Origin of the sequence: Paraburkholderia sp. BCC1876 (assembly GCF_902833695.1) — a bacterium.
Lineage (GTDB): Bacteria > Pseudomonadota > Gammaproteobacteria > Burkholderiales > Burkholderiaceae > Paraburkholderia.
The window spans coordinates 44,076-56,152 of the sequence record NZ_CADFGI010000019.1; the positions used below are offsets into that span (position 1 = coordinate 44,076).

General features: G+C 64.4%; 11 protein-coding genes. 7 read left to right on the forward strand and 4 right to left on the reverse strand.

Annotated elements, in window-relative coordinates:
* Positions 1 to 15: 15 nt before the first annotated feature.
* From HWY05_RS36855 to HWY05_RS36880, 6 genes are all read left to right on the forward strand, one after another.
* Positions 16 to 1,308, forward strand: a complete 1,293-nt coding sequence (locus HWY05_RS36855; protein WP_035548803.1) for an ATPase, T2SS/T4P/T4SS family — start codon at positions 16 to 18, stop codon at positions 1,306 to 1,308.
* Positions 1,305 to 2,537, forward strand: a complete 1,233-nt coding sequence (locus HWY05_RS36860; RefSeq protein WP_244146801.1) for a type II secretion system F family protein — start codon at positions 1,305 to 1,307, stop codon at positions 2,535 to 2,537. The genes HWY05_RS36855 and HWY05_RS36860 overlap by 4 nt, the downstream gene beginning before the upstream one ends.
* A 27-nt stretch (positions 2,538 to 2,564) precedes the next feature.
* Positions 2,565 to 3,506 carry an A24 family peptidase gene (locus tag HWY05_RS36865; RefSeq protein WP_035548809.1) on the forward strand — a complete coding sequence of 314 codons (942 nt, stop codon included), beginning with the start codon at positions 2,565 to 2,567 and terminating at the stop codon, positions 3,504 to 3,506.
* A gap of 3 nt (positions 3,507 to 3,509) precedes the next feature.
* Complete coding sequence (coaE, locus tag HWY05_RS36870; protein ID WP_176061400.1) at positions 3,510 to 4,142, forward strand: dephospho-CoA kinase; 633 nt, start codon at positions 3,510 to 3,512, stop codon at positions 4,140 to 4,142.
* A 278-nt stretch (positions 4,143 to 4,420) separates the two neighbouring features.
* A complete protein-coding gene (gene zapD / locus HWY05_RS36875; RefSeq protein ID WP_035548814.1) occupies positions 4,421 to 5,176 on the forward strand; it encodes a cell division protein ZapD in 756 nt (251 codons plus the stop codon).
* Positions 5,177 to 5,289: 113 nt separating this feature from the next.
* On the forward strand, positions 5,290 to 5,487 hold the full coding sequence (locus HWY05_RS36880; protein ID WP_081935777.1) for a DNA gyrase inhibitor YacG: 198 nt from the start codon (positions 5,290 to 5,292) through the stop codon (positions 5,485 to 5,487).
* 109 nt (positions 5,488 to 5,596) lie between these two features.
* Here HWY05_RS36880 and HWY05_RS36885 read toward each other — a convergent pair whose 3' ends face one another.
* From HWY05_RS36885 to secA, 4 genes are all read right to left on the reverse strand, one after another.
* Entirely contained in the window at positions 5,597 to 6,025 is a 429-nt protein-coding gene (locus HWY05_RS36885) for an NUDIX domain-containing protein (RefSeq protein WP_035548817.1), read from the reverse strand.
* A complete protein-coding gene (locus tag HWY05_RS36890) occupies positions 6,022 to 6,891 on the reverse strand; it encodes an ATP-binding protein (RefSeq protein ID WP_035548820.1) in 870 nt (289 codons plus the stop codon). Before HWY05_RS36890 ends, HWY05_RS36885 begins: the two co-directional genes overlap by 4 nt.
* Before the next feature lie 52 nt (positions 6,892 to 6,943).
* Complete coding sequence (gene argJ / locus HWY05_RS36895; protein ID WP_035548822.1) at positions 6,944 to 8,185, reverse strand: bifunctional glutamate N-acetyltransferase/amino-acid acetyltransferase ArgJ; 1,242 nt, start codon at positions 8,183 to 8,185, stop codon at positions 6,944 to 6,946.
* Between the two features lie 240 nt (positions 8,186 to 8,425).
* Positions 8,426 to 11,236, reverse strand: a complete 2,811-nt coding sequence (gene secA / locus HWY05_RS36900) for a preprotein translocase subunit SecA (RefSeq protein ID WP_176061410.1) — start codon at positions 11,234 to 11,236, stop codon at positions 8,426 to 8,428.
* 292 nt (positions 11,237 to 11,528) lie between these two features.
* On the opposite strand from secA, the gene HWY05_RS36905 reads away from it, so the two are divergent.
* Positions 11,529 to 12,014 (forward strand): DciA family protein, encoded by a 486-nt coding sequence (locus HWY05_RS36905; protein ID WP_035548825.1) that lies wholly within the window; start codon positions 11,529 to 11,531, stop codon positions 12,012 to 12,014.
* The last annotated feature ends 63 nt before the right edge of the window (positions 12,015 to 12,077 follow it).

Sequence of the window (12,077 nt, forward strand, 5' to 3'; positions counted from 1 at the left end):
CGTCACCGGTCTCTCATGCAAGCATCCAGTCATCCCGCTGCGCCCGCTCCAGGGCAGTCAGCGTTCAATAGCGAAACCGCGGCCAAAGCCAGGCCCGCAAACTTCGCGGTCGATCCCGCCGCCAATCTCGGCGATATCGACACCGCGCCGGCCGTTCGCCTCCTCACCGAAACGCTGCAGGAAGCCACGCGCCGCAACGCGTCGGATCTGCATATCGAACCGTCGGAGCATGGCTGGCGCGTACGCTTGCGCATCGACGGCGTGCTGCATGAGACGCCGCAGCCGCCCGCGCATCTACGCGACGCGTTCATCACCCGCGTGAAGGTGCTGGCGCGCATGGACATCGCCGAGCGGCGCGTGCCGCAAGATGGCCGGCTGCGGATCGCCACGTCGCCCGGACGGACCGAAGACTATCGCGTCAATTCGCTGCCTACACTGTTCGGCGAAAAGCTGGTGCTGCGCCGGCTCGACGCATTGCCCGCGGATCTGTCGCTCGACTCGCTCGGCCTCGATCCACAACAGCGCGCCACTGTCGACGCCGCGATCCGTGCGCCGCACGGCCTCATGCTGGTCACCGGTCCGACCGGCAGCGGCAAGACGCTGTCGCTGTATTGCTTCCTGCAATTGCTCAACGACGCGTCGCGCAATCTGTGCTCAGTTGAAGATCCGGCCGAAATCCAGCTAGCGGGCATCAACCAGGTCAGCGTGCGCGAGAAGGCGGGCCTCACCTTCGCCGTGGCGCTGCGGGCGTTTTTGCGGCAGGACCCGGACGTGATCATGGTCGGTGAAATCCGCGACGACGAAACCGCCGACGTCGCCGTGAAGGCCGCGCAAACCGGTCACCTCGTGCTGTCGACGCTGCATACGAACGACGCCCCCGCGGCAATCGCACGTCTGATCGACATTGGCGTCGAGCCGTACAACCTGGCGGCAGCTCTTCGGATGGTGACGGCGCAACGGCTGGTGCGCCGACTGTGCGTGGCATGCCGAACGCCTTCGCCACACTCGGCCGCCGCGCTACGAGCCGCGGGTTTCGCCGACGCTCAACTCGACGGCTGGCAGCCCTACGCCGCCGCCGGTTGCGCGAAGTGCCACGGCATCGGCTACCGTGGCCGGATCGGCGTGCATCAGGTGATGCCGGTGTCCGAGCCGATGCGCGAACTGATCGTGGCGAGCGCAGGCACGCATGAACTCGCGCGGCTCGCTCAGGCGGAGCAAGTCCTCACGTTGCGTGACGCCGCATTGGCGCGTGTGCGCGACGGCACGACGAGTCTCGCAGAAGCGCTGGCCGCCACGGAGGTCGCGTGAATACCGCCGTGCTGGTTCGGCCAGCGGCAACGGAACTGCGCTTCAGGTGGCACGGCGTCAACGCGCAGGGCACGCACAAACGCGGCGCGCTGATCGCACCGGACGCCAGCGCCGCGCGGGCGCTGCTCAACAAGCGCGACAACCTGTTCATCATCGAACTCAAAGCGCATGGAGCGGCGCCCCGCCCCAAAACCCGCGCCGCCGACGTCACGCTGTTCACGCGCCAGCTCGCCAGTCTGCTGCGCGCCGGGTTGCCGCTCGCGCCCGCGCTCGATCTGCTGGCGCAAACTGGTAACGTGCGCCAGCAAGGCATGCCGCGTATCGTCGGCGCGCTGGCACGCGACATTACGAGCGGACTGCGGTTTTCCGCGGCGCTGCAACGGCACCCGGCTCAGTTCAGCGCGTTCTATTGCCAGCTCGTCGAGGTGGGCGAAGCAGCCGGCGCGTTAGCCGCGGTGCTGGCCCGCCTCGCCGACGACCGCGAACGCGCCGCCGCGCAGCGCGCCAAGGTGCGTGCCGCGTTGACCTATCCGGGAGCGATCCTGCTGCTGGCCATGGCAATCACCACTGCGCTGCTGGTGTGGGTCGTGCCGACGTTCAAACAGATCTTCGACGGTTTCGGCGCGAAGCTGCCCGCGCCGACCCAATTCGTACTAGCGCTCTCGGCGGGTGCCACGCGCTGGAGCGTGCCGGCCGTCCTCATGGTGTTCGCCCTGGGCTGGGCTGTGACGTTTCTGATGCGACGTTCCGAAGCGGCGCGCATACGCTTCGCACGCGTGGCGCTGAGAATACCGGTCGCCGGTCCGCTGTTGAGCAGCCTGTGCGCAGCCCGCTGGAGTCGTGCGCTCGGCACACTGCTGTCGGCCGGCACGCCACTCGCCGACGCTTTCGACTCCTTGACGCACGCCACCGGCAACGCCTTCTTCGACCGCGCCACCGTCGATATCGCTGCGCGGCTGCGGCGCGGTGAACGGCTCGCGGCGGCCATGCGCTCGGCACGCTGTTTTGCGCCGGAGATCGTGCAGCCGGTCGCAGTCGCCGAGGAATCGGGCACGCTCGACACCATGCTGATCGACGTGGCGTCGCTCAGCGATCGTCAGGTTGACGAAAAGATCGCCACGCTGGCGAGCCTGTGCGAGCCGCTTGTCATTGTCGTGCTGGGGGCGCTGGTCGGCGGCCTCGTCATCGCCATGTATCTTCCCATTATTCAACTCGGCAACGTGGTGTAGCATCGCAGCCGAATCCACTCTCTCGCCATGCAGGCTATTCCTCCACCCGTGTCAGACACCTCTTCCAGCTTGCTCGCGGGCTTGCTGCCCGGGCACTTTGCCGCCGATCTGGGCTTCGCGTTCGGCAGCTTGCCGACCGGCTTGCAGTTTGTTTTCGCGGTCGTGTTCGGCCTCGTGATCGGCAGCTTCCTCAACGTGGTCGTGCATCGTGTGCCGATCATGCTGGAGCGTGCATGGCAAGAGGAAGTGCACGAAGCGACCGGCACGCCGCTCGAGGACGATACCCTGCCCGCCCGCTACAACCTGTGGGTGCCCCGCAGCGCGTGCCCGCACTGCGGCCATGTGCTCAGCGCGTGGGAGAACCTGCCGGTGCTGAGCTATCTGCTGTTACGCGGACGCTGCTCGGCCTGCAAAGCGCGCGTTAGTCCGCGCTATCCACTGATCGAAATCGCCAGCGCCGCCTGCGCGGCCGGCACGCTTGCGCTGTACGGCCCGACCGCCACGACGCTCGCGGCGTTCGGTCTGTGCGCAGCGTTGCTGGCCATGAGCGCGATCGACATCGACACGCACCTGCTGCCGGATTCGATGACGCTGCCGCTTTTGTGGGCCGGCCTGATCGTCAATTTCAACGGCATGTTCGCCAGTCTTCACGATGCGGTGCTGGGCGCGATCTTCGGCTATCTGGCGCTGTGGGCCGTGCACTGGCTGTTCAAGCTGGTGCGCGGTGTCGAAGGCATGGGCTATGGCGATTTCAAACTGCTGGCCGCGCTCGGCGCCTGGTTCGGCTGGGCGGCTCTACCGCAGATCGTGTTGATCGCCGCGGTCAGCGGTGCGGTGGTCGGCCTCGCCGCCACGTGGCTCGGCCGCATGCGCTTCCAGGAACCGTTGCCGTTCGGGCCGTTTCTCGCGGCGGGCGGCGCTGTTACGCTGTTTGTGGGCACGCCGCTCTATCTCGCGCTGGGGGGCTGAAACATGTTCGTCGTGGGACTGACTGGCGGTATCGGCAGTGGCAAATCGACCGTGGCGGACCTGTTCGCCGCGCACGGCGTGCCGCTCGTCGATACCGATCTGATCGCGCATCGCATCACCGCGCCGCACGGCATCGCGATGCCGCAAATCGCGGCTGAGTTCGGCGCGGAGTTCGTCGCGGCGGACGGCTCGCTCGACCGCGCCCGCATGCGCACGCTGGTATTCAGCGACGACAGCGCGCGCAAGCGGCTCGAAGGCATCACCCATCCGTTGATTCGCGCCGAGACCGAACGCGGGCAGCGCGAGGCACGCGGGCCTTATGTGATCGTCGTCGTGCCGCTGCTGGTCGAGTCAGGTAGCTGGAAGACCCGCGTGAACCGCGTGCTGAGCGTGGATTGCAGCGTCGAGACGCAAATCTCGCGCGTGATGACCCGCAACGGCTTCAGCCGCGATCAGGTGCTGGCGATCATCGCCCGCCAGGCCACGCGCGAAGCACGCCTCGCCGCAGCCGACGACGTGATCGGTAACGACGGCGCATCGCTCGACAGTCTGCGAACGGAGGTCGACGCGCAGCATCGCGTGTATCTGTCGCTCGCCGCCGCGCAGCCGGATAAAGCCGATGACACGGACTCGTAACGCGGGCACCGAGCGGCTACGCTCAGCTATGCCAACGAGCGCCCATCCTGTGCGCGCATTGGCCCAGCAGATGAAAACCTCATGACCCCGGCATGACGCCCGCCGCAAAGCCCATTGAACTTTGCGGCATCGCGCGAGCCGAATGACGCAGAAAACTGCCCAGAACACGTCAAAAAAATTGCGCAAGCTGTCAGGAAAAGTGCGAGATTGCTAGGGTAGTCTCACGGCATTAGAATGTTCTGCATTCCCGTCACCGACCACGCCCGAGGCGAGCCCGCTTGATCCTTTACGAGTATCCCTTCAACGAGCGAATCCGGACGCTATTGCGCCTCGAAGATCTGTTCGAGCGCTTCACGTTCTTTCTGACTCAGGAAGACGCCAGGGAACATCACGTCGCGTTGACAACGTTGTTCGAAATCTCCGAGGTCGCCGGTCGCGCGGATCTGAAGTCTGATCTGATGAAGGAACTCGAACGCCAGCGTCAAACGCTCGCGCCGTTCCGCGGCAATCCTGGCATCGAGCAGAACGCGCTGGAAGCGGTACTCGGCGAAATCGAACAGACCCTCTCGGGCCTCTCGCAGATGCAGGGCAAAACCGGCCAGCATCTGGCCGACAACGAGTGGCTCGCCAGCATCCGCAGTCGCGCGATCATTCCGGGCGGCACCTGCAAATTCGACCTGCCGTCTTACTACGCGTGGCAACAAATTCATCCGGATCAGCGTCGCCAGGACATCGCCAAATGGGTCACGCCGCTGCTGCCGCTGCGTGACGCAGCTACCATCGTGCTGCGACTCGCGCGCGAATCCGGTCAGGCATCGAAGGTCATGGCCATGCAAGGCAGCTATCAGCAGATGCTGTCGGGTCGTTCGTATCAATTGATGCAGGTGCGCGTGGTACCCGAGTTGCGTGTGATCCCGGAGGCCAGTGCGAACAAGTACATGCTCTGGGTGCGTTTCACGGTGCAGGACGGCGATCTGCGTCCGCGCGCAGTGGATATTGACGTACCGTTCCAGCTCACGCTCTGCAGCCTGTAATGTTCGCCGGGTAAGTCGAACGTCCGTTCGACCCGCGGGGGCACGCCTTTAAAGCGGCGAGAAAAGCCCCTATATTCGTTACTTGTTCCGTTTACGATTGACCGTCTGACCGTATGCCAACTTTCGTCAAATGCCCCACTTGCGGAAAGGACGTCCTCTGGACCTCTGAAAACCGCTTCCGCCCGTTCTGCTCGGACCGTTGCAAGCAGGTCGATCTCGGCGCCTGGGCCGCTGAGAAGTACAAGATCGGCGGCACCGACCAGGATGCTGTATCAGATGAATCGCCCGGCGGGGACGCCAGCTCACATTGAGCCCGGCCGGCAAGAGCCGGCCACCGCCAGCGCACAAAAAAACGCCACGACTTTCAGGTCGTGGCGTTTTTTTACGAGCGCCGGCTTTCGCGAGCGTTTTCCCTGCTGACTAGCTGGAGCTCTTCTCCGCCGCGAGCCATTCCAGCACCGGAATGGTCGCCGGCAACAACGGCGCGACGTCCGCCGGCAGCGTTTGCCAGACAAAAGCCTGACCTTCGCGGCCGTGCGGCTCGCCGGCCCACTGCGTCACCTTGCAGAAAAACAGCCGCACGTAAGCATGCGGGTAGTCGTGTTCCAGCGTATGCCACAGGTGGCACGCCTTCACGTCGATCCCCAGTTCCTCATGCAACTCGCGCGCGAGCGCGGCCTCGACCGATTCGCCCGCTTCCAGCTTGCCGCCCGGAAACTCCCAGTAGCCTTCGTACGGTTTGCCGACCGGGCGCTGCGCCAGCAGATAGCGCCCATCCGGCTGAATCAGCACGCCAACGGCAACTTCCGTCACCTTGCGGCCGGCGGCGTTCGTGCCAGCGTCGCTCATGCCGGGTTCTTCCGGCCGGACCAGTCGCGCGCGAACTGCCACGCCACCCGCCCCGAGCGCGAGCCGCGTTCGAGCGCCCACACCAACGCATCGCCGCGCGCCGCCTCGACTTCGGCGTCGTCGCAACCGAAGTGCCGCAGCCAGTGGCCGATGATCGACAGGTAGTCGTCCTGTTTGAACGGATAGAAGCTGACCCACAGCCCGAAACGCTCGGACAGCGAGATCTTTTCTTCGACCAGTTCGCCAGGGTGAATCTCACCGTCGGACGTGTGCTTGTACGTCTCGTTGTCGCTCATGTATTCGGGCAACAGATGGCGGCGGTTCGACGTCGCGTAAATCAGCACGTTGTCCGACTGCGCGGCGATCGAGCCGTCGAGCGCGACCTTCAGCGCCTTGTAGCCCGACTCGCCGTCTTCGAACGACAGGTCGTCGCAAAACACCACGAAGCGCTCCGGCCGCAGCGCGATCAGGTCGACGATATCGCCGAGATCGTGCAGATCGTCCTTGTCCACTTCGATCAGACGCAGGCCGTCTTTCGCATAGGCGTTCAGGCAGGCCTTGATCAGCGACGACTTGCCGGTGCCGCGCGCGCCGGTCAGCAGCACGTTGTTGGCCGGTTGCTTATGCACGAATTGACGCGTGTTCTGCTCGATCAAACCTTTCTGGCGTTCGATGTTTTGCAGGTCGTCGAGCGTGATCGCCGAAATGGCCGGCACGGGCTGCAGGTAACCGCGCCCCTGGCGCTTGCGCCAGCGGAACGCCACCGCGGCCGACCAGTCGATGTCGGGTGCAGCGGGCGGAAGCATCGCTTCCAGGCGGCCGAGTACGGCTTCGGCGCGGGTCAGAAACTGTTCGAGTTTGTCCATGGCTGTGAAGTTAGCGGCCGCGAAGCCGCATCATTAACTTGATTGAACCTGGTTACGAACGATAGTCGGCATTGATGCTCACGTAGTCGTGTGACAGATCGCAAGTCCAGATCGTGGCTTGCGCATTGCCGCGGCCGAGTACGACACGAATGCCGATCTCGCTCTTTTTCATGACGCGCTGGCCGTCTTCTTCACGGTAGGCCGGATTGCGGCCGCCGGCGGTCGCGACGAGCACGTCGTCCAGATACAGATCGATCTTGCCGACGTCGAGATCGTCCACGCCGGCATAACCGATGGCGGCCAGAATGCGGCCAAGGTTCGGGTCCGATGCATAGAAGGCCGTCTTCACGAGCGGCGAGTGGCCGATCGCATACGCGATCTGGCGGCATTCGCCGACGCTCGAGCCGCCTTCAACCTGCACGGTCATGAATTTGGTCGCGCCTTCGCCGTCGCGCACGATCAGTTGCGCGAGGGTCTGGGCGACCTCGGTCACCGCGTCGCGCAGCGCTGCGTAAGCGGGCGAGTCGGTGGAGGTGATCGCCGGCAGGCTCGATTGGCCCGACGCGATCAGGATGAACGAATCGTTGGTCGACGTATCGCCGTCGATCGTGATGCAGTTGAACGAGCGGTCCGCCACGTGCCTGACCAGCGCGTCGAGCACCGGTTGGGCGACGGCGGCGTCGAACGCGAGGAAACCGAGCATGGTCGCCATGTTCGGCTTGATCATGCCGGCGCCCTTGCTGATGCCGGTGAGCGTGACCGTGTGGCCGTCGATCGTGACTTGGCGCGAAGTGGCCTTGGGCAGCGTGTCCGTAGTCATGATCGCCTGCGCGGCGTCGAACCAGTGCGCTTCCTTGCGGTTCGCGAGCGCCGCCGGCAGGCCGGCCTTCAGACGATCGACCGGCAGCGGTTCCAGAATCACGCCCGTCGAAAACGGCAGCACCTGCTCCGGCGAAATGTCCGCCAGACGCGCGAGTTCCGCGCAGGTTTCGCGCGCCGCCACCATACCCGGCTCGCCGGTGCCCGCGTTGGCGTTGCCGGTGTTGATCACCAGCGCGCGGATCGGCTTGCCGCCGGCGCGCACGCGCTCCAGATTCTCACGGCACACCGTGACAGGGGCCGCGCAAAAGCGGTTCTGCGTGAACACGCCGCCGACCGTGGCACCTTCGCCCACGGAAATGACGAGCACGTCCTTGCGGTTCGGCTTGCGGATATTCGCCTCCGCCCAGCCCAGCGTGACGCCGGCGATGGGATGGAGTTGAGCGGGATCGATCGAGGGGAAATTGACAGCCATGGTCGCGACCTGTCGAAGAAAATGCCGGCAGGCGCCGGCATCGGGGATAGCAAACTGATGGCTCGGGCAGAGGGCCGAACCACCGCGGAATCGACTAAAACGCGCTACTGAAAAGCGCTAGCGAACGCGCCTCTGAAGCTCGCTACAACAATGCGCTGGATGAAGCGCAACCACCAGACGGAGCGACAAAGCGCCCGCATAAAACGACGCGGCGCGCTCAGAAGCGCGCCGCTTTCGGCATCAGGCAATCTTGCCGTGGCACTGCTTGTACTTCTTGCCGCTACCGCACGGGCACGGATCGTTGCGGCCGACCTTCGGCACCTCGTCCGGGTTCACGTTCGGCGCTGCCGGCGACGATGAGCCGTGGCTCATCGCGTCGCCGATCATCGCGGCGGTGGCGGCTTCGGCGGCAACCGGCGCGGCCGACGCCGCTTCGGCGAATTCGGCATGACGAAACTCGACGTTTTCCAGATGGCCACCCTGCTCTTCCATCTGCTCAGCGGCCTGTTCCAACTGTTCCGGCGACTGGATCTGCACGTTCATCACCACGCGGGTGACTTCGAGCTTCACGGCGTCGAGCATCGCGGCGAACAGTTCGAACGCTTCGCGCTTGTATTCCTGCTTGGGGTTCTTCTGCGCATAGCCGCGCAGATGGATGCCCTGACGCAGGTGGTCGAGCGCGGCCAGATGTTCGCGCCAGCTACGGTCCAGCGTTTGCAGCATGATCGAGCGCTCGAACGCGCTGAACGACTCGCGGCCGACCAGTGCGACCTTCGCTTCGTACGCTTCGTCTGCAGCGGCTTCGACCGCTTCGAGGATTTCGTCCGCGCTGATCGTGTTCGACTCGTTGATCATTTCCTGGATCGCGAGGTCAAGCTGCCATTCGTTGCGCAGCACTTCCTCCAGCTCGGGCACGTCCCACTGCTCTTCGATGCTGCCGGCCGGCACGAACTGATGGACGATATCGCCGATCACGCCCTGACGCATCGCGCCAATGGTTTCGGTGATGTCGTTCGCTTCGAGCAATTCATTGCGCTGCTGATAGATCACCTTGCGCTGATCATTCGACACATCGTCGTATTCGAGCAATTGCTTGCGAACGTCGAAGTTGCGCGCTTCCACTTTGCGCTGCGCCGATTCGATCGAACGCGACACGATGCCTGCTTCGATCGCTTCGCCTTCCGGCATTTTCAGACGGTCCATGATCGCACGTACGCGATCGCCGGCGAAAATGCGCAGCAGCGGATCTTCCAGCGACAGATAGAAGCGCGACGAACCCGGGTCGCCCTGACGGCCGGCACGGCCGCGCAGCTGATTGTCGATCCGGCGCGATTCGTGACGCTCGGTGCCGATGATGTGCAGGCCGCCCGCGGCCTTCACCTGATCGTGCAGCGCTTGCCATTCGTCGTGCAGCTTCTGGATGCGGCTTTGCTTCTCCGCGTCCGAAAGCGTTTCGTCCAGTTCGAGGAACGACGCCTGCTTTTCAGCGTTGCCGCCGAGCACGATGTCGGTACCGCGACCGGCCATGTTCGTGGCGATCGTGACGCGCTTCGGACGGCCCGCTTCAGCGACGATCTCGGCTTCACGCGCGTGCTGCTTGGCGTTCAGCACTTCGTGCGGCAAGCCGGCCTGCTTCAGCAGATGCGACAGCAACTCGGAGTTTTCGATCGACGTGGTGCCGACCAGCACCGGCTGACCGCGCTCGTAGCAATCGCGAATGTCGCGGATCACCGCGTCGTAGCGCTCCTTGGCGGTCTTGTAGATCTGATCCTGCTTGTCGATCCGCTTGGGCGGACGATTGGTCGGGATCACGACCGTTTCGAGACCGTAAATCTCGTTGAATTCGTACGCTTCCGTGTCTGCCGTACCGGTCATGCCGGACAGCTTCGCGTACATACGGAAGTAGTTCTGGAACGTGATCGACGCGAGCGTCTGGTTCTCGCTCTGGATCTTGACGTGTTCCTTCGCCTCGACAGCCTGATGCAGACCGTCGGACCAGCGGCGGCCCGACATCAGACGGCCGGTGAATTCGTCGACGATCACCACTTCGTTGTTCTGCACCACGTAGTGCTGATCCTTGAAGAACAGCGTGTGTGCGCGCAGCGCGGCGTACACGTGGTGCATCAGCGTGATGTTTTGCGGCGCGTACAGGCTTTCGCCCTCTCCGATCAGGCCCCACTCGGCGAGCAGACGCTCGGCCTTTTCATGGCCCGATTCCGTCAGGAACACCTGACGGCCTTTCTCGTCCAGCGTGTAGTCACCCGGCTTTTCGACGCCGGTGCCGTCGGCTTTCTCTTCGCCGATCTGGCGCTCGAGCAGCGGCGGCAGCGCGTTCATGCGCACGTACAGTTCGGTGTGATCTTCGGCCTGGCCGGAGATGATCAGCGGGGTGCGGGCTTCGTCGATCAGGATCGAGTCGACCTCGTCGACCACCGCGAAATTCAGGGCTCGCTGCACGCGCGCGTCGGTCTCGTAGACCATGTTGTCGCGCAGGTAGTCGAAGCCGAATTCGTTGTTGGTGCCGTACGTGATGTCAGCCGCGTAGGCTTCCTGCTTCGCGTCGTGATCCATCTGCGACAGGTTGATGCCGACCGACAGACCGAGAAAGTTGTACAGGCGCGCCATCCATTCGGCGTCGCGCTGGGCCAGGTAGTCGTTCACCGTGACAACGTGGACGCCGCGGCCCGACAACGCATTCAGGTAAACCGGCAGCGTAGCGACGAGGGTCTTGCCCTCACCGGTGCGCATTTCGCCGATCTTGCCGTAGTGCAGGACCATGCCGCCGATCAACTGGACGTCGAAGTGGCGCATTTTCAGCACCCGCTTGCTGGCCTCGCGGCAAACCGCGAATGCTTCCGGCAGGAGCTTGTCGAGCGCCTCGCCGCTCGCGACGCGCTGGCGGAATTCACCCGTTTTGGCGCGCAGTTGATCGTCCGTCAATTGCTCGATCTGCGGTTCGAGCGCATTGATCGCCGTGACGGTCTTTTGATATTGCTTGACTAGACGCTGGTTGCGGCTGCCAAAAATCTTCTGTAGAAAACCGGTGGTCATCGGATCGGTGTCTGCGTCGCGGCTTCGGCTGGTTCGCGCCGTGCGTGATTCGTGCACGTGCGCTCCGGGGTCGGAGGGGCCTCGGCGGCTTAGTCCAAGAGTGAATTCGAATCGGGCATTTTAGCACGCGCCCCCGGCCGCGCCTGTGTCAGCGGTGAGACGGCGGCATGGCATTCCAGCCCCGCCGCGCCGACCTCCGACCGTACGCACTGAGGCGGGCTCGCGTGCATCCCGCGCGGTACAATCGCGGCGTGAACGCGCATGGGGCGCGAACACACCGTTACTGTCGAACATGAGCCGTTTTCCGTCCTTTTCAAGGCCGCCGCCGCAGCAGTTCAAGGCGCGCCGTCCGCAGCCCGTCGCCGAGGTGCTGAATCGCACCGATGCGTTCGCGGCCCTGCGCGCGGGCGTCGAGCAGATCGCGGCGCTGGAGAAGGATCTGCGCGCGTTGCTGCCAGACTATCTGGCCACCAGCGTGGAACCGGGCTTTATCAAAGACGGCGTGCTGGCGCTGTTCGCCGGGCACAACGCGCTTGCGGCGCGGTTGCGGCATCTCGAACCGCGGCTGTTGTCGGATTTGCAGCAGCGCGGCTGGCACGTCAACGCGTTGCGGATTCGCGTGCGGCCGCAGCCGGCCAAGGAGCCGCCGCCGGCCAAGCAGGCGCGCATGACGCCGGTCGGCGCCGACGCGTTGCACGCGTTGAGCGAATCGCTGGCGCCGTCGCCGTTGCAGGAAGCACTGGCGAAAATGGCGGCGCGGCATCGGAGAAATCGCTGAAATGAAAAAAGCGGCCCACTGGGCCGCTTTTTCGTTGCTGCTGCGGGCTCGAAGGCCCGAAGG

Bases quoted from the DNA above. Each gene is read 5' to 3' on its own strand.
- HWY05_RS36855 (WP_035548803.1), top strand. From the start codon at position 16: ATGCAAGCATCCAGTCATCCCGCTGCGCCCGCTCCAGGGCAGTCAGCG.
- HWY05_RS36865 (WP_035548809.1), top strand. From the start codon at position 2,565: ATGCAGGCTATTCCTCCACCCGTGTCAGACACCTCTTCCAGCTTGCTC.
- coaE (WP_176061400.1), top strand. From the start codon at position 3,510: ATGTTCGTCGTGGGACTGACTGGCGGTATCGGCAGTGGCAAATCGACC.
- HWY05_RS36880 (WP_081935777.1), top strand. From the start codon at position 5,290: ATGCCAACTTTCGTCAAATGCCCCACTTGCGGAAAGGACGTCCTCTGG.
- HWY05_RS36885 (WP_035548817.1), bottom strand. From the start codon at position 6,025: ATGAGCGACGCTGGCACGAACGCCGCCGGCCGCAAGGTGACGGAAGTT.
- HWY05_RS36890 (WP_035548820.1), bottom strand. From the start codon at position 6,891: ATGGACAAACTCGAACAGTTTCTGACCCGCGCCGAAGCCGTACTCGGC.
- argJ (WP_035548822.1), bottom strand. From the start codon at position 8,185: ATGGCTGTCAATTTCCCCTCGATCGATCCCGCTCAACTCCATCCCATC.
- secA (WP_176061410.1), bottom strand. From the start codon at position 11,236: ATGACCACCGGTTTTCTACAGAAGATTTTTGGCAGCCGCAACCAGCGT.
- HWY05_RS36905 (WP_035548825.1), top strand. From the start codon at position 11,529: ATGAGCCGTTTTCCGTCCTTTTCAAGGCCGCCGCCGCAGCAGTTCAAG.